This is a genomic window from Agaribacterium haliotis (assembly GCF_002312815.1).
Taxonomy (GTDB): Bacteria; Pseudomonadota; Gammaproteobacteria; order Pseudomonadales; family Cellvibrionaceae; genus Agaribacterium; species Agaribacterium haliotis.
This window is the reverse complement of record NZ_NKQJ01000002.1, coordinates 105,631-131,929: the sequence shown is the minus strand read 5'-3', so window position 1 is coordinate 131,929 and position 26,299 is coordinate 105,631. Positions and strand designations below refer to the sequence as shown.

The following is a 26,299-nucleotide window of genomic DNA, read 5'->3' as shown; positions in this document are numbered from 1 at the left end:
CCAGTTATAGATACCCCCGCTAAGTAGAGGGGGTATCAGGCGAAAGCTATTATTTAAAATACACAATGCGGCTGGCGGCTTTGCTTGCACCAAGTGCTTGACTGCGCTTGCTTGGTAGTGCATTGGCGACATAGAGTTTGTATTTACCGCTAAGTTTTATTTTTTTGCCCTGCATGTTTATACGCGTGAGTTTATCTGCAGGGATTTCAAACCTAAGTGTTTTGCTCTGGCCGGCTTCAAGTGCGACGCGCTTAAAGTCTTTGAGTACGTAGAGCGCTTCTTGTTTGTCGGCCTCAGTCGGTGCTAAATAGACTTGGGCGACATCTTCACCTGCTACTTCCCCGGTATTGCTGATGTTTACGCTAACCGAGAGCGCGCCGTTTTTTTGCAGCTCTGCCTGGAGCTGACTGTATTTAAACTCGGTATAACTCAGGCCAAAACCAAAGGGGTAGAGCGGCTCTTTTTGCATAAATTTGTAGGTGCGACCGACCATCGAGTAGTCGCTGTAGTCCGGCAGTTGCTCAACTGATTTTGGAAAGGTCAGGGGCAGGTGGCCGCTTGGGTTGATATCGCCGAAGATTACATCGGCGACGGCGTTACCACCTTGCTCACCCGGGTACCAAACCTGCAGTACGGCATCGGCTAGATCGTGCAATTCTCCAAGTGCCACGGGGCTACCACTTGCGACTACGAGGATTAGCGGGCCGGTTTTGTTTTTTGCGATGGTTTTGATGTAGTCAACCTGGTTTTTAGGCAGGCTGATATCTACCCTGTCACCCTTGTGTTGGCTGGCAATTGCATCGACTTCCTCGCCTTCCATATCGGCACTGATGCCGACAACCGCAATGGTTGCATCGGCGGTCTTGGCAACCATCGGCGCCCAGTTCAGCGGGTTTAAGTTTTCGTGAAACGGCAGGGCGCCCATGCGGTAGTTGAGCGATGAGGTCATGCTTAACTTGTTGGCGATGCCTTCAAGTATGGTCACCATATTGCCGCTGATACCGTAGTAGTTGGCCATTAATACATCGCTGGAACTGGCGAAAGGGCCGGTGACATAAGGTACTTTAATATCTTTTTTCAGCGGTAAAGTGTTGTTGTCGTTTTTTAGCAGCACGATGGATTTTTGCGCGACCTCTCGAGCCAGCGCGATATGCTCTTGGCTATTTACTACATCAATGCTGACATCGTTGTATGGGTTTGACTCAGGTTTATCAAAAAAGCCGAGGCGAAAACGAATCATCAGCAATTCTTGCAGTTTTTCATCGATAAGTTTTTCATCGATAAGGCCCTGCTTAAGAGCGTCGGCTAAAGCGGGGTAGGTAAAACCGCAGTTTAAATTGACTCCGGTTTGAAGGGCGACGGCAGCGGCCTCGGCCTCAGTTTTTTTGTATTTGTGGCCGTGGTGAATATCGTAAAGTGCACCGCAGTCAGAAACGATATAGCCGTCAAAGCCCCATTGTTTTTTTGCCAGCTCATCAAGTAAGAACTCAGATGCACAGGCGGGCACACCGTCAACGGCGTTGTACGCACACATTAGCCCTGTGACCTTGGCATCTGTGATTAACGATTCGAACGCCGGCAGATAGGTTTCATATAGGTCTTTGGCTGAGGCGCGGGCATCGAAGCTGTGGCGCTCCGCTTCCGGCCCGGAATGTACGCCAAAATGTTTTGCTGCGGCGGAGGTTTTTAAATACTTGGGGTGATCGCCCTGCATGCCCTTTACAAAGGCTCCGCCGATACGGGCGTTAAGCAGTGGGCTTTCGCCCGAGGTTTCCTGGCCTCTGCCCCAGCGCGGGTCGCGAAAGATATTGACGTTCGGCGACCAGAACGTCAGCCCGGTATATTGGCTGCGGTTACCGTGCTGTTGATTTAAGTTGTATTTCGCGCGCGCCTCGGTGGAAATTGCATCGGCCATACGAAAGGCGAGATCGTCATCAAAACTTGCTGCTAAGCCGATAATTTGCGGGAAAATTGTCGCTCGGCCGTTGCGTGCAACGCCGTGTAAGGCTTCATTCCACCAGACGTATTCATTTAGCCCAAGGCGGGCAATGGCGGGTGTCTTTTCACTGAGCTGGGCGATTTTTTCTTCGCTGCTCATTGCTGCGACAAGTGCTGCGCTGCGCTGCTCAAAACTTAAATTTTCGTCAAACCAGATGTGCTCGGCATGTTTGTGTGCTTGGCTGGCATAGCTGGCTGCACTCAGGCTGAACAGTGCTATGCCTGAAGCAAGTTTTATGTTTGTAATTAGCTTGCGCATGAGTTGTTCTCAGGTTTTCCTTGGTAAGCTGGTTGTGATTAAAAAAACAGGTGCAGTGTAATAATCCGGCTAATCCAAATTGCCGTAATAGCGGCGCCTGTACATATTTTTATGCAGCTTTTGCGCGGCCTCGACCATGTCCTGGTAGGGGACATCGGTTACACGTACAAAACCCACATTGTAGTTTTCACCGTCATAGGCGCGGCCGGTCAGCGGCGAATCTATGTATTGGAACCAGTGTGCGCCAACCATATAAGGGTTGTCGATGACACTGTGCATATATTCGGTATAAGCGCGTGCACGATCGGCGTTGGATGCGGCGAGGGTCACACCGGGGTGATACATGCCCGACTCAAGCGAGCCAAAATGGAATTCGCCGATAATGCTGGGTTTGTCATATTTTTCTAAGAAAGCCCAGCGTTTGGCGGGCATGCCGTCTTTGTAATTGTTGTAACTGACAACATCGACGTTGTCGGCTGCAGCCTGCACCATGGGCCAGGGCATGCCCCAGTCGGCAAAGCGCGAACCCAAATAAAGGTGGTTGGGCATCAATTTTTTCATGGCCTTGTTGACAGTGCCATAGTATTTAGCGCCGTAGGCATAGAGAAGATCTTCGTAGTCTTTAATTTGCTGGCTGCGCTGAGCGCTGCCTTCATTTGCAAGGCTGGAATCTATACCTTGATTAAAAGTCTGCCAGCTTGTGATCTGTTTCCCCCAGGCCTTATTTAACTGAGCGATGTCTCGATATTTTTCTTTCATTAAGCGGGTAAATTCGGCTTTGCTTGGCACATCGTTGCCATCGCGCGTTAGGGTATGCAAAACGATGCCGAGTTGGCTTTCGGTGCTTTCTGCGCGGCCAAAGCTTTTTTCGTTGTCGATAAAGACACCGACACACCACGGCGTGCCTTTTACTTCGTCGGCGACTTGCTGCACTGTGGCAAACGCGCGCCGCTCAAATTCGGGGTCAAACACATCGGGTAGCGCTGCCCAAAAGTCATTGCCTGAACTTACGGTTTTGTAATTGCCGATGATCCAGCCATTGGCAAAAAATGGAATGCGTTTATTGTCGTAAAAACTTGGGTCGGTCCAGTTGCCGAGCGAGGCAAAACCCCAGTTCAGCATTCTGTCTATGGTGACGTTGCGCCAGGCCTGCATATAGTCGGCGCCGTCTTGGCCGTATTTGCGTTCGAGGTTGGCGCTGTAAAAACTGAACACTTCGCCTTTGGCCATCGGGCCACTGTGCGCTTCGCGGCGATAACCAAAGTGTTTGCCCAGCGGTTCGTCGTAGCTCGGTAGCCAGTTGAACATATTGGCGCGTAAGTCGCTGACCTTGTGGCGTGTTTTCACCGCGGCATCGGGTGCGCGATTTAGGCCTTCGCTATCTTCGGGAGTCAGGTCGTCGGCGCTGCGCTGTTTAATACTTGCAGGGTCAAAATCGTAGCCGGTCATGGTTGTCGAGTTCGACAGGCGAATAATATCTATGCCGGTGCCAAAATACAGGTAGCCTTCCGGGTCGACCAAATACCACTTGCCATCGACTTTTTCGGTACGGAAATAACCGCTCGCTTTGAGCTTGGGGCCCTCGGCCCAAGCGTTAAATTTACTGCGCCCTTTAGGCTTGCCCGCTTTTAGGCGGCTTAGCTCGGCATCGCGTTGGGCAAGTAATTCGGCGTCGCTGTGAATCTTTCCGGGAAATTCTTGTTTGGCATTTTGACCGTACTGGTCGACGATGCCGCTTAGAAAATTGGCATCGGCTTTAGGGTTTTGAATCAGGCGCACATTGTCGATGGTAATTTCCCGGTCTCTCAAAGCGTAATCAACACTAAAGCTGATCTGTTTGATATTGCTGATATCGAGATCTTTTTTCCCCCACATCGAGACAAACATATTGTCGTCGCTGGGCCAGGTCGGCGGGTTTGAGCGCAGGCCACTTTCGAAATTCAGCTCGATATTGACCTTGTCAGATGGCGAGGCGAGGTCGTGGCCAGCTAATTTGCCGTAATACGTTTGTGCCGGGCCAGTGGCAACCGATGTTGCGCGTGTATAAGTTGCACCGTGGCCGTCGCTGGTATTGATCCACAGCGAGCTGCTGACATCACCGGCGTTGGCAATGTCGAGGGCAAAACTAATGTCGCCGAGTTCGCGCCAGTCCCAGCCGGGTTCCGAGCTAATCGCAAAACTTGTATGCAGGTGTTCTTTGCTGCCGAACTTAATATTCAGTGCTTTGCCACCGGAACCATCATCGACAAGTGATGCTTTACTGTTGTGAAAGCTAAATTCCGGTGGAATCTGGCCGTCGTCAAAATCAAACAGAACTTCGACAACGTTTGTCGCTGCAGCTTGTTTGCTGAAAAGTGCTTTTGTTTTTGTGCTGTTTTCACTGCCGCTCGAGAGAGCAGCTGAGCGGTGATCTGAATTCTCCTCCGAGCTGCATGCGCAAAGTGTTCCGGCAAGGGCGACTAGGCCACTTAGAGCGAGCTTGTAGGTCATTGTTTCAGTCTTTGAACTTAGTTGTTTGGCTTACTAATTATTTGCCTGCTAAAACGGCGATAACAGCGACTTTACAGGCCACCTTAGCATGAAAAAACCAGGCTATTGTACGAAGTTGTTGTTTTTGTGACTATAAGCCGGATTGTTTTATTTAACTCAATTCGCAGGGCAACGTTGCCTGTTGTTTTCTATCAGAAACTAGGCGCATTAGCGGCCGTATGCCGATAATGCGCTTGAACTCGCTTAGCTTGCAGGCGTGTCGAATTTACCTCGATACGGCCAGCCCGCAAATTGTTTATCTGTTTGTGGGTTGGCGTTGTGAGGCCAGCACTCCAGGACATAGTTTTGGCGGTCCGCAGCGATGCGGGCAATGCCGTAACCCTCGGACTTTAAGCTGCGATCGTGCAGGAACTTGCCCCATTCGACGACGTTGTCATCCTGGTAGTCGGCGTGGCTGATTGGTGGGTTGGCGACAGCGAGAACACGCATTTTGTTGCCGAAGGTATCGGTAAAGTCGCCGGTGTTCGGGTCGTTATTGCGCTTGTTGGGCAGTTTGCCGGCACCTTCAAACCAGCGCTGCCAGATACTTTGCACCGCCGGGCCGGCAAAAAACACCGGGCCGTCGTCAAAGCTATTTACCCCTTGGCGGCAGACCATGCCGAGGTGTTGATCGCCGGTAAGTACCAGGGCCCCTGCTTTTTTGACAAGTTTAACTGCGCGCGTGCGGCCGTCGGCGGGGTAGCCATTGGCGTCGTAGTCGAGCAGGGCTTTGCCGTCGGGGCCGGTTTGCGCAGAGCCCCACACCGATGCGGTAATCAGAATCTTTGGCAAGCCCGGTTCCATATCTGCCCAGGCATCGAGAAAAGCTTCCTGGCGCTGACCGAGCAGCACGCCTGTTTTGCTCTTGGGGTCGCCGTCGTAATCCGGCGGTGTTTTAAACTTGCGATCTTCGATCAGGGCAAAGTTGATACCGCCATAAATAAAATTGCCGAAAGTGACGGGAATATCGTACTTAATGGGCTTGGGGTCGTAGGCGTCGGGGTTGTGGCCGTGCTGCATGCGATAGACCATGCGCACAAGGTCTTTGTTCCACTTGTAACCGCCGTCTTCTTCTTTGGGCATGTCTGAGTTTTTACCGGCATTGCCCCAGAGGTTACCCTGAAGTATGTCGTGGTCGTCGGCGAGCATAACACTGGGGGTGTTGCGCACGGCGTCGCGGAAAGTCCAGTACCACAAGTACCAGCGGTAAAGTGTATCGAGCTTGGCGTCGGGGGTGTCGCGGCCAAAGCGCGTGGGCGAGCCCTCGTAATACTGGTCGCCACAGAAAACATAGAGGTCGGGCTTGTGGCTGGCACAGTAGGCTGTGGTTGCGCGGTGAGGGTTACAGATGTTTTCAGGGGTGTAGCGCCCGTACAGGGTCTCTTCGGGAATGATTTTGGTGTAGTGGCTTTTATCGAGACCGTTGACGCTTGGCGTGATGCACGAGAACAGCGCGATATTAAGCTCTTTGCTGTTGTCGGGGTCGCTGACGATGCGGCCCTCAAAAACACTTTTACCCTGATAGATAATGCGGTAGGTCGCCGCTTTTTTGCTGTTCCACTTGTCCAGGCGAAACAGCGCGCAGTAGCCATTGCCGATGTCGGCGCTTTGCGCTTCGACCCATTTTGTGCTGCCGTCGATTTTGTAGTCGAGTCGGGCGCTGCCTTCGGCTTCGCCGGCGATGGGCATAAACTGAGCGCTGAGCTTTAATACATCGTTATTTAAGCTGTACATGCAGCCTATAACGGGCCCCAGGGCGCGCTCCGGGTGCACACTCATCTTGTCGCCACCTGTTGCGATATCGCTAAAAGCCCAGCGCGCGCCTGCCGCTTTGGCGCTCGGAGAGCTCAGTAGCATCAAGCCGCCCTGTAAGGCAGAAGCGGGCAGCTGCGACTGGCTGATCGAACTTAGCTGTTCGCCGCTTTGTGGATCACAGGCGCAGAGCTCAAGTGTAAATGTACTTTGTTGCCCTTTGCTGTCGGGGCGTATCGTGCAGCGCAGCAACAGGTCGCGAGTGGCGAGTTCACCCAGGGCTTTGCTCGCCTTTGGGCCGCGATTGAGCCTGGCGTAGTGCAGCGGTTTATCGGCGTTGTTAAAATCGTCAATGCTGAGCCGGCCCTCGTGATCAACAAGCGCGGCGAGGCCGCCGTTTTCACCGGAAAAGCGCTGGGCCATTGCCGCGCCGGCATAGTCGAGCTTGCCGGCGCCGACTCCGAGCAGGAAGCCGGCCACACCGGTTTTGCCGGGAGTTAACAGTGAGACTCTGGCTTCGATGCAGGCCTCTTGCGGCTTGTTATTTAGCTCGCGAGTAAGCAGTGCAACGCTGCGCCCTTCAAAGCTCTGTTCGCCGCGAAGGCACTCGATTCGATTGTTGTTGAGCTGCCAGTCTTGCAGGCGGTTGGCCCAAAAGTCGGGGCCTAACCACGGGCGCTGCACGGCTGTATCCAGAGCTATTTTGTCTTTTGCACAGAGTTTTTCGGTGTTGGCGCTGCTGCTAAGGGCAAGGCTGCCAGAGGCTGCTGCGGCGCCGAGGCCGCTTGCGCTGATTTTTAAAAAGTTGCGGCGTTTCATGCTTGGCTCTCACGGGGTTATTGTTATATCGCTGCGCTTTGGTTTGCACTTGCATCGATAGCTAAACGTGTTTGGGCTAATTTAGTGTCATATAGACTATATGTAAATGCTCGGCGCAATTTATTGATTTATATCTTGTGTTGAATGCAGATACAGAAACGCCGGGCTGGGCCCGGCGTTTTTGTGTAATAAGCAAAAGCTTGATGCTTATTTAACTTCTTTGAGGTAGACAGTTTTCTTCTCGAGGTATTGCTCAAGACCAAACTTACCATCTTCACCGCCGAAGCCACTTTGTTTCCAGCCGTTGTGGAAACCTTGGTGCTGTTCACCCATGCCGCGGTTTACATAAACTTCACCAACCTCAAGCTCTTCGATAAAGCGATTGATGTCGTAGAAGTTTTTGCTGAACACGTAAGCGCTTAAGCCGTAGATGCTGTCATTGCAGTTGGCAATGGCTTCGTCAACGTCTTTAACCTTGACGATAGGCAGAACAGGGCCGAAAGTTTCTTCGTGAACGGCGATGTTGTCTTGCTTAACATCAACAAGAACAGTTGGCTCGTACCAGCAGCCGCCTTCCATGCCGTCAACTTTGGCAAGCTTGGCGCCGGTGGCAACCGTAGCACCTTGCTTGATGGATTCTTGCACGATGTGATCGATATTTTCGATTTCACGCTGGTTGCACTTGGGCCCCATTTGCGTGTCGCGGTCCATAGGGTCGCCCACTTTCAAGCCTTCAACCGCAGGCAGGAACTTGGCCATAAACTCGTCGTAGATGCCTTCTTGAACGTAGAGGCGCTCAACACAAGTACAAACCTGGCCGCAGTTGGCAAAGCGGCCCCAAAGTGCCGCATCAACAGCTTGGTCGAGGTCGGCGTCGTTCATCACAACCATTGGCGCTTTACCGCCAAGCTCAAGCATAACTGGCGTCATGTACTCAGCAGAGGTTTTGTAAATCATCTTGCCGGCAACGGTAGAGCCGGTCATGGTGATGAATTTGGTTACAGGGCTTTCACACAAAGCCTGACCAACAACAGAACCAGAGCCGTTAATAACGTTTAGTACACCAGCTGGAATACCCGCTTCGTTGGCGATGCGGCCGAGTTCGGTCGTTGCCAAAGGCGTTTCTTGCGTTGGCTTAAGAACGATGGAGTTACCTGTTACCAGGGCCGGGCCGATCTTACGACCAGCTAAAGCCAGTGGGAAGTTCCAGGCAGTAATACCGACAACCACACCGCGAGGTACTTTGTGGATGTAGATTTTTTCGTTTTCGTTGTCAGAAGGCAGAATGTCACCTTCGATAGTCAACGCCCAGTCGGCAGCGTAGTCGATAAAGGTAGCAGTAACGTCAACTTCCATTTCGGCAACACTGATCAACTTGCCCTGCTCGGCAACCAGCATAGGTGCGAGAATATCTTTGTTTTCACGAATTTTGTTGGCGAAGTTGCGCAAGATGCCCTGGCGCTGGCGCGCGGTCATTTTTGCCCACTTCCTTTGCGCCGCGTCGGCGACTTCCAGCACGTGATTGGCGTCGTCGGCACAACCCTTAGGGATAGAACCGATTTTTTCGCCAGTTGAAGGGCTCAAAATATCGATAGTGCCGTCTACTTTAGAAGCAACGTACTCACCACCAATAAAGTTAACATTGTTTTGAAAATTCATAATTAGCGTCCCATCCAGCCGCCATCTACTAAGAGAACGGCGCCGTTAACATAGTTTGCGGCTTCAGAGGCCAAGAATACTGCAGGGCCTTTGAAGTCTTGTGGTTCACCCCAGCGCCCTTGAGGAATACGGCCAAGAATTGCATTGGCGCGCTCAGGGTCGTTGCGCAGGGCTTCAGTATTGTCAGTTGAAATATAACCGGGAGCGATGGCATTAACGTTAACACCTTTGCTTGCCCACTCGTTCGACAAAGCCATAACCAGCTGACCAATGGCACCTTTTGACGCAGCGTAACCAGGAACGGTGATACCGCCTTGGAAAGTTAGCAGCGAAGCGGTAAAGATAATTTTGCCGCTGCCGCGCTCAACCATGTCTTTGCCGATCTCACGGCTCAGAACAAACTGCGAATTTAGGTTAACGTCGATCACTTTATCCCACAGCTCGTCGCCGTGTTCGGCGGCGGGGGCGCGCAAAATAGTACCGGCGTTATTGATCAGAATGTCGATAACCGGGAAGTCTGCTTTTACTTCTTTAATAAAAGCGTACAGCGCTTCTCTATCACCAAAATCACACTGATAAGCTTTAAAAGAACGACCGAGCGCGGTTACTTCTTTTTCAACTTCGGAACCTTCAAGTTCCAGGCTCGCACTTACACCGATGATGTCTGCGCCGGCTTCGGCCAGACCCAGTGCAATTGCTTTACCAATGCCACGCTTACATCCTGTTACCAGCGCGACCTTCCCCTCTAAACTAAACTTATCCAGCATCTCTCTTAGCTCTCTTTCTGGAATTTACTTATCAAATAAGCAATAAAACATGCGCGGGCTCAAGACCCCTCAAGTGCCCGCGCATACGAACTACATTAAATGTATTTATTCTTTGTCAGTACATTTAACCAGGGCTTTCATGCCCTCTGGGTTTCCGTCCATACCTTCGAAGGCGCTCTGGATGTCGCCGAGCTCGGTAACAGAAGAAATAAATGGTGCGAGATCGATTTTCTTCTCAGCAACCAGTTGAATCGCCCAGTCGTAGTCGGCGGCTTCGTAAACACGGGCGCCGAGTAACTCGAGCTCTTTCCAGAAGAACTTGAACAGGTCAATTTCTGGTTTAGTGCTGTGAATGGCAACCATAACAATGCGGCCGCGAACAGCTGCGATTTCAGTCATGGCGTCGATGGCGGGCTTAACACCGCTGACTTCAAATACAACGTCTGCGCCGGCAGTGCCGGTCCACTCGTTAACAATGGCTGCCAAATCTTCTTCGATGGGGTTAACGGTTTTAATTCCCATGCCTTCGGCAAACGCGCGGCGTTTTTCGTTGGGCTCGGAGACCAAAACTTCAGCGCCAACACTCTTGGCAACGGCTGCAACCAGCTGACCGATGGGGCCGCCGCCGAGAACAACGGCTTTTTCACCAGCTTTTAAGCGCGAACGGCTGACATCGTGGGTCGCAACAGAGAGGGGCTCGATCAGAGCGCCTTCTTGCAGGCTGACGCCGGCAGGAATTTTGTGCAGGGTGCGGGATTTTACTGTCCAGTAGTTTTGGAAGGCGCCGGCGGAGTCGATGCCCATAAACTTCAGGTTGTGGCAAATGTGGGTGTTACCCGCTTTACATGCAGGGCACTCTCCGCACCAGTCGAGAGGGCGAACAACTACGTTTTCGCCAATTTCAAAACCTTCAACACCCTCGCCAATAGCGACAATGGTGCCACTCATTTCGTGGCCAGTGGTTTTAGGTGGTGCTACGCGCGCGTCCATCACCCCGTGGTAAATATGCATGTCGGTACCGCAAATACCAACGTAGCCAACTTGCAGGCAAACTTCGCCGGCCGCAGGCTCTTTTTTTGTGCCTTCGACTACACGAAAGCTTTTATCACCGATATATTCTGCCGCTAACATGGCTGGCTCCTATTTAAGTTGATTTCTTATTAATTGGACTTCACGAGGTGAGCTTTGATCAGATCCTCATCGAAGATTACGCCGGTGCCCGGAGTGTTTGGCGCCACCGCTCGGCCGTCGACAATACGCAGCGGTTGAGTGGTGTAGTGCTCGATAGGGAAGCTGTGTACTTCAAGGTAGCCCGAGTGAGGCAGGGCTGACAAGTAACTTACGTGCAGTTCTTGCATGCCGTGAGTACATACGGGTAGGTTGTGGGCGTAGGCCAGTTCGGCAACTTTCATCAAACCGGTAATACCGCCGATATTTGACGCATCCGGCTGTAAAAAGCCGAGCTTGCTGTAATTCACCGCGTGGGTGAATTCGTGGATGGTGTGCAAGTTTTCACCCATGGCCAGCGGAATATTGGTGGCTTGGGCAATTTCGGCATAACCTTCAAAGTCATCTGGAATGGTTGGCTCTTCAAACCAGGTGATGTCGTACTGTTCTATTTCGCGAGAGAAACGAATTGCCGTCTCGCGGGTCATGCTGTAATTGGCATCAACCATAAATACGACGTCTGGGCCGATCAGCTCGCGTACGGCTTTAACACGCTGCACATCTTCTTTGTAGTTGGGCTTGCCCACTTTGATTTTGACGGCGTGGAAACCTTTGTCGAGATAACCCTGAATGTTCTGCAGCAGTTTCTCTTCACTGAAGTTCAGGTCGATGCCGCCGGCGTAACACTTAGTGGTGTTGCCGTGGGCGCCGATCACTTTCCACATAGGCAGGCCCATGCGCTTGCAGCGGATGTCCCACAGGGCAATATCGACAGTTGAAATGGCGAAGCTCAGCAGGCCGCCGCGGCCGACGTAGTGCAGCTTCCACTGCATTGCTTCCCAGATTTCGTGGATGTCAGAGGCGTCGCGGCCGATCAGCCAGTCGCGGTACTCATCGAAGATAAGCGAGTAGATCGCCCGGCCGCCGGTGCCGCCAGTGTAGGTATAACCCACACCCTCGGTGCCATCGGCGCAGATGATACGCGTCAGTATCAATTCAAAGTCTGTGTGGGTGCCGTGCTTGGCGTCGGCCAGCGCTTCGGCGAGGGGGATGCGATAGTATTCAACTTTCACATCGGCGATTTTATGACCGGCAACCGTCGCCAGATCACGCTCTGCGTTCACATCGAGGGACATAGTCGTTTCTTCTTTATATATAGAGTAGGCAGAAGCGCATTGTAGATTGTATACAATGCTTGTCAATTATAGCTGGAGGCACCCGGCGCCAAACTTGATTTCAAACATTATTTTGAAATATGGCGCGCAGTTCTTCAGTGGCTTCGGTAATTGATATAAGACAATGAATGCAAAAAACCTGACTTCGGCTGTTACTAATCGTGAGCTTTTGATCTCGGTCTGGGGAAAAAATTGAGTATGGCGCGCTCAGTTTGTATGCGCGATCAAGCGCAATTTTATGCTCAATTATTACCATTCGTAACACTCTTTTTTTGTAAACAATCGACTATTGACAATGCTAGGTGCAGAGCCCACCATGGCCGAGCCAGTCTCTACCAATCTATTAAAAAAAATAGAAATGCAGACAGGTGAATAACAAAAAAGTTACAGGAGTGCGCTTACAAAAAGCGTGCGCATAAAAATAAAACCAAGTGGAGAGCTTAACGATGTCTAACATCTCTCGTCGCTTTAAACTGTCAGCCCTTTCTACGGCAGTTTTAGCGGTAAATGGTGGCTTTGCCTATGCCCAAGATGGCCAAGAAGGTGGAGCTGCGCTCGAAGAAGAACTAATCGTAACCGGTATTCGTGGCGCGATGATGCGCTCCATTGACGATAAGCGTGAAGCTAAAAATATCGTCGACACGATCAACGCCGAAGACATGGGTAAAACCACCGACCAGAACATTGCCGACTCACTCGGTCGTGTGACTGGTGTAACGGTTGTAAGTCGTGACGGTGAAGGTTCTCAGATTACCGTTCGCGGTGCTTCTTCAAACCAGAACCAAATTACTTTAAACGGACAAACCCTTACATCTACAGACTTTAACCAAGGTGTGGATTTAAGTTCGTTTTCATCTGATATTCTTTCTAAGTTGGAAGTCGTTAAGACTCCGAGTGCTGACCACGATGAAGGCTCACTGGGTGCGAGCGTAAACTTGGTAACGGCTCGTCCACTTGACCAGGCTGAAGATATTTATACTGGTACCATTCAAGGGCGGTATAGTGATTTCAGTGAAGAGTTTGATCACAAGCTTCAGTTTTCACTATCGAAAAAGTTCCTCGACGATACTTTGGGTGTAACAGCCACAATTTACGACGAGACCAATACTTATCGTAAGGATCAGTTCCGTGTTGAGCGTTATCGCGAAACTAATGCGGAAATAACTCAGGCGACGGACCAAAACGGTAACATCGTGTCTGGCTTTAGAGCGATAGAGCCTGAGAATACCGGTTATGAACTGCATCAAAATACCAGTGATCGCTACGGTATTAACGCTGGTATTCAGTGGGCGCCTACTGATCGCACTGAGTTGATGTTTAACGTAACTTACAGTAAGCAAGAGCAGAAGCGCGAGTTTGACGGCGTTAAGACCCGCTCTCCGGATGCCAATAAAAACTTTGTAGAAGATACTTACTACGGCAACTCTCAGGAGTCAAATGCTGATAGGGCTCAACTGGCGGGGTTCTCTGATCCGCAAGCTAGCTGGTATAGCGTTGACACGGATACTTATACACTGACCAAAAAACTATCTCGCGGCACCGTCGGTGATATTACTCGTTCAGTTGGTGGTGACGAGAGAGACAACATTGCTACAACTCTGGAGCTGACCCAAGAGTTGACCGATCGTTTTCGTATGAGTGCTCAGGTCGGATACTCATCCAGTAAATCTGAGAGTTTGCCCAGTGCTTATACTAATATGCAGAATTTCGCTCAGATCAACGATTTGTTGATTTCTGAGGGTGGGGCTGACCATATTCCAGCCGGTTATGATTGCACAGGTTCTCGCTGTGTTGTTATTGCTGGTGATTCTGTCATCGACTACGGTGCCCAAGATTCTGGTGATTACGATGATAATGGCATTATCCGTCAAGACTGGTTTGACAATACTAATGTGTTGACCGGCTTTAACCCTGCTGACAGCAAGTCTTTCCACCTTGGTTCAATTGTTGAAAATGATTCTGACGTTGAAGATACTCTGAGCTCGGCGCAGGTTGATTTTGACTTTGATCTTGATATGTTTGGCCTGACGACCACTGAGTTTGGTGCGAAGTTTACGTCACGTGAAAAAAGTGTTGATGATCAGAGTTATGAATACACCTCTATCACATCGACAGATATTATTTACGATGAATACGGTAACCCAGTTTCACGCCCTGCCGGGCCTCTGACCGGTATCCGCGCCAATATTATCGCGGGTGACCCGCTGCCTTACGATAACTTTATGTCATCGCTTGGTTACAAGAGCAGTAACGTCACCAAGGGCTGGACACCCATCGACGTTGATAAAGCCTTTGATTTAATCACCGACGACCCTGAGCTGGTTCGCACTGCGGATGATACCGAGACACGCTCAACTCAGCTCGATACTGGCGCGCTGTATTTAAAGCAAAACTTTTCTTACTTTGACGATCGTTTAACGGGTGATGTTGGTTTTCGTTACGTTCGTACGGAAGTTGAAGCAAGCGGTTATTCCGGTGCCTCGTTCCACGATTTCTCGGATAATACCGATGAGAGCGAATTTGACTTGGTGTTGATGCGTGACCTGCGCAACAGCAGCATAGGAACGGCTTGTCGTCAGCCCAATTATACGATTGATGGCGACGTGAATAGCAGGCAGGCTTTTGAGCAGAAGTTTAATCGTATTGATGGTGTCGGCTGGGATACGAGCGTCGGTACTTCTTATGATGCTGACACAGATACTTGGACCATCGATCCAAGCCAGTGGACCCGAATTCCCGCTCAAGAGGGTAAGTGTTACGACCCGGATTACGCCTTATATGCTGAGTTGGTGCAGGATGATATTGACGATGCTACGCAAGACATCCCTATTATTAACTGGGTGACAATGTGGCGCTATGCCGACGTTCACACCAGTCGCAACAATGCTTGGGATTATTCTGATGCGGCGAACCCCAGTAACATTACTTGGGATGGCCCGGGTACTCAGATCAGTGACTTTACTATCACCGGTCAGGTCGATCGTACTGTTCAGGCGTTCCCGGTATCAAATAGCCATAGCTACAATAATATCCTGCCAAGCTTGAACTTGAACTTCGCGTTTACTGATGACTTGGTTGGGCGCTTTGCGATTTCCAAGACAATGACTCGCCCTGAGCTTGAAGATACACGCGCAGGCTTTTTTGTTGACTCCGGCGCTTATTGGGGGACAGGAAACCCGCAGAACGGTTCCGTCAATATGTACAACACCAAGCTGGAGCCATTGGAATCTAATAACTTAGATATCGGCCTTGAGTGGTACTTTAATGACGTTTCGATGATCAGTGCTGCCGTTTTCCATAAGGATATGAGCAACTTCACCGAGCGTGAAAACTTCCTGTCCTATGTAAGTGATGTTCGTGGCGTCAGTGATGACTTCGACGCATCTACCCTGCTTATGCGTGTAGATGAAAGTGACTCCGCTTCGGGTAACTACGGTCTGGAAGGTTGTTTGCCTTTGCGTGCTACAACCGACTTCTTTAATTGGCCGACTGATGTGAACCGCTTTAGCAACGATTTGAGGGATCTGTGTGCCCTGACTTCTGTTTCGAACACCATTAATGGTAAGTCTGCGAAGATTACTGGTCTTGAGCTGGGTTATAACCAGGCCTTTGATTTTCTGCCGGGTTACTTCTTAAGTGGCTTGGGTGTTAACGCCAACTACACCTACCAGGAAAGCGAATACGAAGCGGATGTATCCGAAGCGACTGGTCAGGAGCTACCTTCGCTGCCGGTTGCCGAAACACCAGAGCATACTTACAACTTGACTGCGTTCTGGGAGCAGGATGGCCACCAAGTGCGTTTAAGTTATCGAGGTGCAACCGACTCTCTGGTCGGGCGTGACTGGAATACTGGTCTCGATGGCCGAACCTGGAATCGCGGTTCACTTTGGAATGAAGGTCGCGACACGCTTGACCTGAGTGCGACATACAGCGTTAACGACTATGTCGATGTTACTTTCCAGGCTATTAACCTTACAGATGCCGCGTATCGTCAGTACTACACCAGTCGCGAGTTGCCGGTCGTTAAGTCTGTTAATTCTGACGGTGCGGTTGAGTACACCGAACTTAATGAGGGTAGCGCGTTTGATGGGGCAACTGATTCGCGCACAGTTTACGAATACAAAGTCGGTACCACTTACCGTCTTGGTGTGCGCGTAAACTTCTAACAATAATGTTGCGAGAACGCCCTGTTGTAGGTGCGTTCTCGCTAGAAAATATGGTGTTGAAAATGAAAAAATTTCAAAAATCATCACAGTACTTGCTCGGTAGTGCAATTGTTACGGCGCTTGCAGCATGTGGTGGCGACAATGACAATGTTTCCCGTCCTGACGCTGTTGTTGCGCCTACGACGGATACTCCAGATGTGGTTATTGATCTGCATGAAAAAGATGCGTATACGGAGTTTTATTTGCAGAATGGTGTAGTGGCCGATGGTTTTCTTTATACGGAAAATTTGGCTACTGATGATGACGACTCTGTTGGTTTTGAGGTGAATGATGCTCGCATCGGTATTCGCCCTCTGGACCTCGCTCCTAGTCTTAATACGGGTGATGTACATACGGTGGTGTACACTTATCAACTTAGAAATGATGCGGGCTCTTTATCTCGTAGCTTGACGGTCAATATCACTGGTGAAGATTTTCCGCCGGAGTTTGATGACTTGTCAGTCGTCATTGCTGAGCTTGGAAGTGCTCAAGATGTTGATTTGCTTCAGGGGGCTGTTGACCCTGACGGCGAAGAGATGACTGTTTCTGGTGTGGTGACTGATATTCCTGCCGATCGTTATACGCTNTCTGGCAATATTTTAACGGTAGATGCCACTGCTTGGGCTGATGAGCTTTCACCAGGTGAAACAGCGACCTATGCTATTGATTACGTGGTTTCCGACCCGGATCACGATGTCCCTCGTACCGGTAGTATTATCGTTTTAAACGGTACGACTGACCCCGCTGCCCCAGAAATTCAAGACAACTACACCGCAGTTATTAATACTTCGGACGCAATGTCTTCTGTTGATTTAGGCAGCCCCGCATATGTTATCGATATGAATGGCGACCCAATCGAAGTTGAATTGGATAGCATTGCTCCTGTTGATAGTGCCCCTGCGGTTATGTTTACTAAATCTGCAGATAATGTGCTAACTGTTGATCCAATTGACTTTCATACGCATTTGGCCGCGGTCGGAGATACTGCAACGTTCCGCTATAGCTACAACGTTAATGATGGCGATGGAGGGCATGTTGTTCCCACTTGGTTTGAGCTTGAGGTGACTAAAACTGCTAACCCAGATTTAATCACAAATGGTAGCTTTGAAGGTGACACGTCTGGTTGGACTGCAGCTAATGGTTGGGCTCAAGATACTACTAGTGATGGAGGTTATGCTCCGGACGGTATTTATACCTTTATGACTGGTGATGATGGTCTTGGTGCCGATACCGTTTCTGTGGCTCAAGCCAGTATTGGTGTCGAAGCTGATACAAGTTATTTTGTTCGCTTTAGTGATTTACTTGGTCCTTGGGGTGATTATGGCGTCAACATTACTTCAACGACTACAGATGTATATCGCTTCTTCAAGGTGCACCCTCCTTTTGACCTTGATAACGTTGAACTTCCATACCCGGCCAAAACTACGCGTATTAATGTAGCTTCTTTTGATGTAGATGATACTGATACCTCTGGTCGAACCCTTTCTTTTTATATGCGCCAGTACGCGGAAATTGATGAGGTAAGTGGTGGTCGCTATTCTACTGATGGTGGTAACAACGCCGTTTATGTAAAAGGCGCGACTAACTTTGACTTTGAAGATGGTATGGGTGATTGGGGCTTAAGTATTCCAGCCTCTGGCGAGATTACAGAAGACCCGAATGAAGTGATCTCAGGCTCTCGTAGTTTGAAAGTAACTGACTGGAACGAGGTGACTCTGGACTTACCTGCAGGCACTATTGAAAATGGTAAGCAGTACCTTCTCTCTATGGATGTAAGGGTCGTTGTCAATGATGGCGGTGGCGATAATAACCCAATGGCTTTGCAGGTTAGGGATAAAAACGCTACCTGGGTTACCAATTTTGCTGACGAGGCAGACTTCCTGCTTCTGGCCAACCCGCGTATGCGCAACTTCTTCCCAGCTGATGACTTCTTGGTCGATGGTAAGACGATGGCTATAACTAAGTTTGAGCAGTTTATCGATGTTGATCGCTTTACTACTTATACTGACTGGGCAACGCGAGAAATTCAGATTGCATTCTCGCCCAACCTATGGACTGCGGACAAGGTTGTTGTAATTGACAATGTTCGTTTGGTCGAAGTTGAGGTGAACTAACCTTCGCCGAGACTCTCTCCACATTAGCCCCGGTAGCTTCGGCTCCCGGGGCTTTTTTGTGCCCGGTCAAGCAAGGCAAAATCCTGTTATTACGGCGCCTTTGGGTACATTGTTAACAATCTACACATAAGCTATATTGGGCCACTATTTTTTATAGCGACACAGAACCATGCCCAACTTAGTTATCTTTGGTGAAACCATGGTCGAGCTCAGTAAAGCAACTGATGAGCTCTACAAAAAAGGTTTTGCCGGCGACGTGCACAGCGTTGCTCTTTATCTAAAACGCGCCGCTCTCGACGAGCAAGTTAAAGCTTATTTAATGTGCGCCTGTGGTCAGGATTTAAGCGGTGATCAGTTGATCGAAACCCTGCACGAGCAAAATATTCAAAGTGACCTGGCTCTTCGTCACCCCGAGCGCACGATCGGCCTGTACATGGTTAATACCGATGCCAACGGCGAGCGCAGCTTTGATTACTGGCGCTCGACCTCGGCGGCTAAAGAAACGCTTGAGCTGCTCGAACAGCAGGGCAACAACAAACTGCTGGATCTGAAGCCCGATGTGTTCTTTTTCTCCGGTATTACCCTGGCGATTTTAAGTGATGAAAGCCGCGCTAAACTCTGGCCGCTGTTAGAGCAGCTGCGGGATCAGGGCTGCGACATCTTGTTTGATCCAAACTATCGCGCACGCCTGTGGAATGACAATTTAGACAAGGCGCGCGGTGAATTTGAAAAAGCCTTTAAGCTCAGTACCACCTTGCTGCCGAGCTTAGAAGATGTGGAGATGCTCTTTGGCATCAGCGAATTTGAGGCCGCTGCTAACAAGTTACTTGAGCTCAACCCTACTGCGACACTACTTATTAAAGACGGCCCGAATGGCATGCTCTATCGCGATGAGACAGAGCAGTTCCACCTGGCAGTGACCCCGGTTAAAACGGTTGTCGATACCACCGCTGCCGGCGATAGCTTCAACGGAAGTTTCCTCGCCGCGCGGGCCATGGGTAAAGATGTGCGCGAGTCACTTAACTTTGCCGCGGCCATCGCCGCCGAGGTTATTCAGCATCGCGGCGCGGTCATTCCGCTTGAGCCCTATAATAAAGCGCGTGACGCTGCACTCTAATTGTTAAGAGATAGTAAAAATATGGAAAAGAAATTAAGTAAAGCCAGTTTGCGTGCGATTGAGCGCGGTTATGATCAAAAAGGCCCAGAGTGGGTGATTGAGTTTGATGTCGAAGAGCTCGGTGGTGATTTTGCTTTTGAAGAGGGCGTAATTCGTCGCGACCCGACTGCAGTGATTCAAGTCGACGGCCTTTATCACTGTTGGTACACCAAAGGTGAGGGGGAAACCGTTGGTTTTGGTGGCAAGCCAGAAGACAAGGTGTTCCCTTGGGATAAGACCGAAGTCTGGCACGCGACGTCAAAAGACGGCTACGAGTGGAAAGAAGAGGGCCCTGCTATCCAGCCTGGTGAAGCCGGCCGCTTTGATGATAGAGCCTGCTTTACGCCCGAAGTACTCGCTCACGAAGGAAAGTACTACCTCGTTTACCAAACCGTGCAGGCGCCTTATCTAAACCGCACGATCGAACAAATCGCCATTGCCTGGGCTGGTAGCCCCTATGGCCCGTGGAATAAGAGCGATGCGCCTATTTTAAGTCCGTCTACCGGTGGCAAGTGGAAAGGCGATGAAGACAACCGTTTTATCGTTGAAGCCAAGGGCGATTTTGACAGTCACAAAGTGCACGACCCGTGCTTAATGTTCTATCAGGGCAAGTTCTACCTGTATTACAAAGGTGAAACCATGGGTGAAGGCATGAACTTCGGTGGCCGTGAAATCAAGCACGGTGTCGCGATTGCCGACGATATTCTCGGCCCCTATGTTAAGAGTGAGTACAACCCTATCTCCAACTCTGGTCACGAAGTTGTGGTCTGGGAATGGAAGGGGGGCATGGCTTCGCTATTAACCACCGATGGCCCGGAGAAGAATACCTGTCAATGGTCTGAAGACGGTCTAAACTTTGACATCATGAGCCACATCAAGAGCACGCCCGAGGCCATTGGCCTCTTTCGTGAGCAGGGCTATGAAAGCAATGACGACCCCATTTACGGTATTAAGTGGGGGCTTTGCCATAAATATGATGCAAGCTGGAATTGGAACTACATCTGTCGCTTTAAGTCTCGCCGCCAGATTCTCGATGCTGGAACTTTCCAAAATCAAGGCTCCTAACGGAGCCTTAAGCAAGTTTGTACGTAATTTTTTGTATTCAGGAACCCGACTAATAAGAAGGCTGAAGCCATGAAAAACTTTAAACTCAGTGCCCTGTCTGCCAGTGTGATACTTAGCGGTAGCATGCTGTTAGCGGCGTGTCAGGAGAACCCCGCGAAAGAGCAGAGTTCCTCTGCCAAGCAGCACCAAGTGCTAGAGACGCTCTACGATTTCAATGACGGTAAAATTCCCAGCGACGTCAACTACATCTACGCCACGGGTGAGCTGGTCGACGACGATGAGGGTGGCAAAGCTCTGCGCGTGAAGATGGACAGCCACGAGCACGCCTATACCAACGTCTACATCGAGCCCAAAACGCCCTGGGATTGGAGCAAGTACGACGACTTCAGCCTCGCCCTCGATGTCGGCAGTATGGGTGATGTCAGCGCTCAAATTTACATCGATATCACCGACGATAACGGCGCAAATTACACGCGTACCATCGCCGTGCCGGTCGGCCCTGCGCAAACTTACTACGGCAAGATGCGCGGTCACGACCTCGGCACACCCGAGGGTGATGTTAATGTCGAGCTGAACTTTGAAAGTGGCCTGCGCTCAAACCCGCCAACTTGGGACGGTTACGACGACAATATCTTTATCTCTCTGTGGGGCCAGAAAAACCTCGACACCAGCAAGATCAAGCGCATTGCCCTTAGTGTGCAAAGTGCTCTGCGCGATAAAGAAATTACCATCGACAATATTCGCCTGATTAAGAACCCGCCTCAGGATCCTGAATTCCTGGTCGGCATTGTCGACAAATACGGTCAGAATGCGAAAAAAGAATTCCCCGGAAAAATCCACAACGACACCGAAATGCTGATCCAGCGCGATACTGAATTAAAAGCGCTAAAAGAAGGCAAACCTAAGCATCGCGGTAAGTTTAACGGCTGGACGGCCGGCCCCAAATTAAAAGCAACCGGCTATTTCCGCACTGAGAAAGTCGACGGCAAGTGGTACTTGGTTGACCCTGAAGGTTATCTCTACTTCGGTACAGGTATCGATATTATTCGCCTGTCAAACTCAACCACTATGACCGGTTATGACTTTGATCAGGATAAAATCAAACAGCGCAGCGCCGACGACCTGACGCCGGAAGATAGTGAAGGCTTGAACCGCGCTCCGGATGCAGCCATCCCAACTCGCCGAGTGGTCAGTGAAACACGCGCGAATATGTTTAAGTGGCTGCCGTCTTACGACGAGCCCCTTGGCAAGCACTTTGGCTACCGCCGCGAGGCGCACTCAGGGCCGATGAAACACGGTGAGGTGTACAGCTTTTACAGCGCCAACCTCGAGCGTAAATACGGCGCCAATGGTGCTGATTATATGGAAGCGTGGCGCGAAGTCACCGTAGACCGCATGTTGAACTGGGGTTTTGCCGCGCTGGGTAACTGGACAGACCCGAGTTATTACGACAACGATCGCATCCCGTTTTTTGCTAACGGCTGGATTATCGGCAACTTTAAAACCGTGAGCTCGGGCAACGATTTCTGGGCGCCGATGCCAGATGTGTTTGACCCAGTATTTGAAGAGCGCGCCTACGCCACGGTTCGCCAAGTCGCTGCTGAAGTTAAAAATACGCCTTGGTGTGTCGGTGTCTTTATCGACAACGAAAAAAGCTTTGGCCGCTCAGAAACACACGCTACTCGCCTTGGTATTGTGATTCACACCCTGGGCCGCGATGGCGCAGATGTGCCAACTAAAGCTGAATTTACGCGTTTGATGAAAGAAAAGTACGGTGACATCGCCAAGCTGAACAAAGCTTGGGGCAAAGATATCGCCAGCTGGGCGGCCTTTGATAAAGGCGTTGATTCGAGCTTTGTCAACGAAGACGTCCAGGTCGAAGACTACAGCATTCTGCTGCATGCCTATGCGACCAAGTACTTCGCGACTGTTAACAAAGCGATGAAAGAGTTGATGCCAAATCACCTCTACCTGGGTTCGCGCTTCCCTGACTGGGGCATGCCTATGCCTGTTGTTAAAGCCGCCGCAGAAAACGTTGATGTGGTCAGCTACAACAGCTACAAAGAAGGCCTGCCTGAGAAAAAATGGAAGTTCCTGGCCGATCTCGACATGCCTAGCATTATTGGTGAGTTCCACTTCGGTACGCTCGAAAGCGGTCTGTACCACCCGGGCCTGATTCACAGTGCGGATAACAAAGATCGCGCCCGCGCTTATACCGAGTACATGCACAGCGTGATCGACAACCCTTATATGGTTGGCGCGCACTGGTTCCAGTACATCGACTCACCGATCACTGGCCGCGCGTACGATGGTGAGAACTACAACGTTGGTTTTGTCAGTGTTGCCGATGTGCCGTATCAGCCGATGGTTGATGCTGCGAAAAAGCTGCACAACGATATGTACGATCGCCGCTACCACAATAAAAAATAAGCAGCCGGGCTGGCCAGGCAATGGCTAGCTCCGTTGACGCAAAGCCAAGCAAGCCTTTGGGCCTCTGCTTGGCTTTTTTGTTTTTGGGGGCTTGGCTGTGAGAGGCTTAGGTGTGAGAGACCCAGGAGTTAGAGGCCTGGAAGTCAGCAGCTCAGGGCTTAGCGGCTTGAGACATTCGTTTTTTACTGTGCACTGAGTTGAGCTAGAGCAGCCGCCACGACAGCGGCGCCGCTCTTTGTTCAAGCCAAAACTTAAGGGCTAGAGCGATGGGTTTATTTGATATTGGCTTTCAGGGCCTTAATTACCGCATCGCAATCTCTAGCTTTGAGCGCATCGATAATTGCTCTGTGCTCGGCGACGCAGTCACTGGCGGAGCTGACCCGCTCGTAGTCCATGCGCATGCGCATCACAATAGGGTGCCACAGGTTACTGAGTTCGTCGCCGCCGGCCTGCTTAATTAAGTAGTGGTGAAAGTCGATATCGAGCTGGGTAACAGCGTTGAAGTCTTCCTGTTCAAAAGCTTGATCGAGCTCGGTGAGAATATCTTCAAGTGCCTGGATGTCGCTGTTATTAAACTGTTCAACCAGCTTTTTGGCCGCGTGTGTTTCTATGGTTTGGCGTATCTGCACCATCAGGCTTTGCAGGCCGGCATCGAGTTTGCTGTTGACGGTAACGCCGCAGTTGCTCTTGCTGACCAAGAGGCCCTCTTTAGTGAGCTGCAGCAATACATCGCGCACCGGGCCCCGGCTGACGCCAAAGCGGTCGGCCAGTGCTTGTTCGTTAAGCTTGGTATTCGGAGGCAGTTCGCCACTGATAATATCCGAGCGAATCTGTTCGGCGATCTGCTCGCGAACAGGGATAATTTTGTTGCTGTGCATGGGGCTTACCATTATTTGTAGTATTTTTTGCGCTTTGTTAAAGCGTGGTAATTTGGTGATTGTATATTGTCGACAATCATAAGGGTAGAATATGCTCATTAAGTTGACGCAAAAACCTACGTAAACGTCAGCACTTTGAGCTGGGTCTAGGCTTAGCTGAGTGCGTATTATCTTATGAAAGGTACGCAGTTATTGGCGCGCCGTTCTTTTTACTACAGGAAACCAAGCAAATGATGACAAAAAGCGACTATGAAGCAGTGGGTGTCATGCCCGTAATGGTAATTGAAAAGCTCGAGCACGCCGTGCCTCTAGCGCGCGCCTTGCAGGCCGGTGGAATCAAAGCCCTGGAAATCACTCTGCGCTCGGATGTCGCTTGGCAGGCTATCGAAACTATTAAAAAAGAAGTCGAAGATATCGCCGTTGGCGTTGGCACGATCTCGAATGCTGAGCAGCTTGAGCGCGCGGCCAAACTGGAGCTCGACTTCGCCATTTCTCCGGGCCTTACCGCCAACTTGCTGGCGGCTTCTAAAGATTTGGATATTGCATTTTTGCCCGGTGTCGCCACCCCTTCAGAGTTGATTATGGGTATGGAAGGTGGTCTTGAGTGCTTTAAGTTCTTCCCCGCTGAAGCTGCTGGAGGCATCCCCATGCTGAAGAGCTTTGCCGGCCCCTACCCACAAATTAGCTTTTGCCCAACGGGCGGCATCAGTATGAAGAATGTGAAAGATTATTTGGCCCTGCCTAATGTTATGTGTGTTGGCGGCTCGTGGCTGGCAGAAAAACAGCACGTTCAAGCGGAAAATTGGGCCGCAATAACAGATTGTGCCAAAGAGACGCTTGCTCATATTGGCTAGAGGCCTTAGTCTCTATGTTTCGGCCACGTACGGCCGAAACATAATGAGCATAATAAATAGCACTGCCTAGGGAAGGGTGGGCGAACAAACAATCGCACTCCCTCCTTAATCACCCGCCTGGCACCGCCTGTTTATCGCTTGCTAGGAACGTAAGGCATTGTTATTAAAGGATTTCTGCCAAGGTGAGTTCGTTTAGGTCCTCTTTTTGCAGCGCACTTTCAGTCACTGTACTGACGCTTGGCACCTGTCTGGCCTTTGCTGAGCTTGCTCTGGCCGATGCCCACCAACCTGTAAAAGTTGCCATTCAGGTTGGCGACGGCAAACACCGGGCCTATATCAAAGAGCTGTTTCAAGAGTTCGAACGCCAGCACCCCGATATTGATTACGAACTAATTGTTCTTCGCGACGTCGCCCGTTACCCGAGCATTGTTTCCAACTGGCTCACCCAGGGTTATGGCCCCGACATCATCTATTGGTATGCCGGTCAGCGTATCGAACACTTTAAGAAACTCGGTTTGTTGCAAGATATCGACACGTTTTGGCAAAGCCAAAACCTCGATAAACATTTCCCAACCGCTGTTGCCGATACCGTCAAGGTCGATGGCAAAGCCTGGGGCATTCCGATCACGTATTTTCTCTGGGCTTTGTATTACCGCGAGTCGGTGATGGAAAAGCACGGTATTGAGGTGCCGAAAAACTGGGCTCAGTTATTAAGCGCGTGCCGGGTACTCAGAGAAAAAAACATCGACTTATTTGCCTTTGGCAGTAAAACAAGCTGGGCCACCCACGCCTGGTTTGATTACATCAACCTGCGTTTGCACGGTTTGCAGTTCCACCGCGAATTATTGGCCGGGCGCGTGGCTTACGATGATGCCCGGGTGAAAGCTACGCTGGGCTATTGGCGGCAGTTACTCGACAGCCAGTGTTTTAATGAGAACCACGCGTCATACACTGTGTGGCAAGCCTTCCCCAGAGTGCTTCACGGTTTGTCGGCGATGACCTTGTCCGACGGCGTGCCACAAATTGATATTCCCAACCAGATCCGCGCCGATGTACGTCTGGCCCAGTTTCCGTTAATTGTTGAGGATATGCCGCTTTATACGGTCGCGCCGGTCAATGCTTTTGTGCTGCCGTCGTATACTAAAGCCAGCCCCGAGCTTAACTTAATGCTGCGTTTTTTGGCCGACCCGGAGTTTCAGCTTAAGTTTAATCAGCCGATTGCGCGGCCGCCGGCGGCGATATCAAAACTAAGCCAGCAGGATATCCTGGCGCAAGAGGCCGAGGCGATTGTTCTAAACTCGCCCGGCGGTATCCAGTTTTTAGACCGGGATGCCGACATTCGTTTTGCCGATAAAACGCCGCAAATCTTTGTTGAGTTTTTGCAGCATCGCGATGTGAATCGCGCAGCGCTCGAGCTTGAGCGCCTGCGCATGCGGGTATTTGGGCCTTTGCCGCGTTAAGAGCGTGCACAC

The 26,299-nt window shown here is 50.6% G+C and carries 14 protein-coding genes; 6 read left to right on the top strand and 8 right to left on the bottom strand.

Annotation, left to right across the window (positions count from 1 at the left end; translation table 11 throughout):
* Positions 1–49: 49 nt before the first annotated feature.
* The 7 genes from CFK45_RS03380 to CFK45_RS03350 form a co-directional block, all read right to left on the bottom strand.
* A complete protein-coding gene (locus CFK45_RS03380; protein WP_096085013.1) occupies positions 50–2,257 on the bottom strand; it encodes a glycoside hydrolase family 3 C-terminal domain-containing protein in 2,208 nt (735 codons plus the stop codon).
* A 69-nt stretch (positions 2,258–2,326) separates the two neighbouring features.
* The gene (locus CFK45_RS03375; RefSeq protein ID WP_096085012.1) at positions 2,327–4,747 is read right to left on the bottom strand and encodes a beta-galactosidase; all 2,421 of its coding nucleotides are present in this window, start codon (positions 4,745–4,747) and stop codon (positions 2,327–2,329) included.
* Positions 4,748–4,990: 243 nt separating this feature from the next.
* Positions 4,991–7,357 (bottom strand): alkaline phosphatase D family protein, encoded by a 2,367-nt coding sequence (locus CFK45_RS03370; RefSeq protein WP_096085011.1) that lies wholly within the window; start codon positions 7,355–7,357, stop codon positions 4,991–4,993.
* Between the two features lie 207 nt (positions 7,358–7,564).
* The gene (gene aldA, locus CFK45_RS03365) at positions 7,565–9,016 is read right to left on the bottom strand and encodes an aldehyde dehydrogenase (RefSeq protein WP_096085010.1); all 1,452 of its coding nucleotides are present in this window, start codon (positions 9,014–9,016) and stop codon (positions 7,565–7,567) included.
* A 2-nt stretch (positions 9,017–9,018) separates the two neighbouring features.
* A complete protein-coding gene (locus tag CFK45_RS03360) occupies positions 9,019–9,783 on the bottom strand; it encodes a 2,5-didehydro-3-deoxy-L-galactonate 5-reductase (protein WP_096085009.1) in 765 nt (254 codons plus the stop codon).
* A 105-nt stretch (positions 9,784–9,888) separates the two neighbouring features.
* Positions 9,889–10,914, bottom strand: a complete 1,026-nt coding sequence (locus CFK45_RS03355; protein ID WP_096085008.1) for a zinc-dependent alcohol dehydrogenase — start codon at positions 10,912–10,914, stop codon at positions 9,889–9,891.
* A 29-nt stretch (positions 10,915–10,943) separates the two neighbouring features.
* Positions 10,944–12,086: a mandelate racemase/muconate lactonizing enzyme family protein gene (locus CFK45_RS03350; RefSeq protein ID WP_096085007.1), complete on the bottom strand. Its 1,143-nt coding sequence runs from the start codon at positions 12,084–12,086 to the stop codon at positions 10,944–10,946.
* Between the two features lie 485 nt (positions 12,087–12,571).
* Here CFK45_RS03350 and CFK45_RS03340 point away from each other — a divergent pair, with 485 nt between their 5' ends.
* The 4 genes from CFK45_RS03340 to CFK45_RS03320 all read left to right on the top strand — a co-directional run bounded on the left by CFK45_RS03340 (position 12,572) and on the right by CFK45_RS03320 (position 23,095).
* Positions 12,572–16,291 carry a TonB-dependent receptor domain-containing protein gene (locus CFK45_RS03340; RefSeq protein WP_096085005.1) on the top strand — a complete coding sequence of 1,240 codons (3,720 nt, stop codon included), beginning with the start codon at positions 12,572–12,574 and terminating at the stop codon, positions 16,289–16,291.
* Positions 16,292–18,613: 2,322 nt separating this feature from the next.
* On the top strand, positions 18,614–19,561 hold the full coding sequence (locus CFK45_RS03330) for a sugar kinase (protein ID WP_096085003.1): 948 nt from the start codon (positions 18,614–18,616) through the stop codon (positions 19,559–19,561).
* Positions 19,562–19,582: 21 nt separating this feature from the next.
* The gene (locus CFK45_RS03325) at positions 19,583–20,665 is read left to right on the top strand and encodes a glycoside hydrolase family 117 protein (RefSeq protein WP_096085215.1); all 1,083 of its coding nucleotides are present in this window, start codon (positions 19,583–19,585) and stop codon (positions 20,663–20,665) included.
* A gap of 69 nt (positions 20,666–20,734) precedes the next feature.
* Positions 20,735–23,095 carry a beta-galactosidase gene (locus CFK45_RS03320; RefSeq protein WP_096085002.1) on the top strand — a complete coding sequence of 787 codons (2,361 nt, stop codon included), beginning with the start codon at positions 20,735–20,737 and terminating at the stop codon, positions 23,093–23,095.
* A 272-nt stretch (positions 23,096–23,367) separates the two neighbouring features.
* Here the strand turns inward: CFK45_RS03320 and CFK45_RS03315 are convergent, their stop codons facing one another.
* Positions 23,368–23,973, bottom strand: a complete 606-nt coding sequence (locus CFK45_RS03315) for a GntR family transcriptional regulator (protein WP_096085214.1) — start codon at positions 23,971–23,973, stop codon at positions 23,368–23,370.
* Positions 23,974–24,203: 230 nt separating this feature from the next.
* Between CFK45_RS03315 and CFK45_RS03310 the strand changes: the two genes are divergently transcribed.
* Positions 24,204–24,827, top strand: a complete 624-nt coding sequence (locus CFK45_RS03310; RefSeq protein ID WP_096085001.1) for a bifunctional 4-hydroxy-2-oxoglutarate aldolase/2-dehydro-3-deoxy-phosphogluconate aldolase — start codon at positions 24,204–24,206, stop codon at positions 24,825–24,827.
* Between the two features lie 182 nt (positions 24,828–25,009).
* Positions 25,010–26,287 carry an ABC transporter substrate-binding protein gene (locus CFK45_RS03305; RefSeq protein WP_158224590.1) on the top strand — a complete coding sequence of 426 codons (1,278 nt, stop codon included), beginning with the start codon at positions 25,010–25,012 and terminating at the stop codon, positions 26,285–26,287.
* The last annotated feature ends 12 nt before the right edge of the window (positions 26,288–26,299 follow it).

Excerpts from the sequence above, each read along its gene's own strand:
- CFK45_RS03380 (WP_096085013.1), bottom strand. The coding sequence starts at position 2,257 with ATGCGCAAGCTAATTACAAACATAAAACTTGCTTCAGGCATAGCACTG.
- CFK45_RS03375 (WP_096085012.1), bottom strand. The coding sequence starts at position 4,747 with ATGACCTACAAGCTCGCTCTAAGTGGCCTAGTCGCCCTTGCCGGAACA.
- CFK45_RS03370 (WP_096085011.1), bottom strand. The coding sequence starts at position 7,357 with ATGAAACGCCGCAACTTTTTAAAAATCAGCGCAAGCGGCCTCGGCGCC.
- aldA (WP_096085010.1), bottom strand. The coding sequence starts at position 9,016 with ATGAATTTTCAAAACAATGTTAACTTTATTGGTGGTGAGTACGTTGCT.
- CFK45_RS03360 (WP_096085009.1), bottom strand. The coding sequence starts at position 9,783 with ATGCTGGATAAGTTTAGTTTAGAGGGGAAGGTCGCGCTGGTAACAGGA.
- CFK45_RS03355 (WP_096085008.1), bottom strand. The coding sequence starts at position 10,914 with ATGTTAGCGGCAGAATATATCGGTGATAAAAGCTTTCGTGTAGTCGAA.
- CFK45_RS03350 (WP_096085007.1), bottom strand. The coding sequence starts at position 12,086 with ATGTCCCTCGATGTGAACGCAGAGCGTGATCTGGCGACGGTTGCCGGT.
- CFK45_RS03340 (WP_096085005.1), top strand. The coding sequence starts at position 12,572 with ATGTCTAACATCTCTCGTCGCTTTAAACTGTCAGCCCTTTCTACGGCA.
- CFK45_RS03330 (WP_096085003.1), top strand. The coding sequence starts at position 18,614 with ATGCCCAACTTAGTTATCTTTGGTGAAACCATGGTCGAGCTCAGTAAA.
- CFK45_RS03325 (WP_096085215.1), top strand. The coding sequence starts at position 19,583 with ATGGAAAAGAAATTAAGTAAAGCCAGTTTGCGTGCGATTGAGCGCGGT.
- CFK45_RS03320 (WP_096085002.1), top strand. The coding sequence starts at position 20,735 with ATGAAAAACTTTAAACTCAGTGCCCTGTCTGCCAGTGTGATACTTAGC.
- CFK45_RS03315 (WP_096085214.1), bottom strand. The coding sequence starts at position 23,973 with ATGCACAGCAACAAAATTATCCCTGTTCGCGAGCAGATCGCCGAACAG.
- CFK45_RS03310 (WP_096085001.1), top strand. The coding sequence starts at position 24,204 with ATGATGACAAAAAGCGACTATGAAGCAGTGGGTGTCATGCCCGTAATG.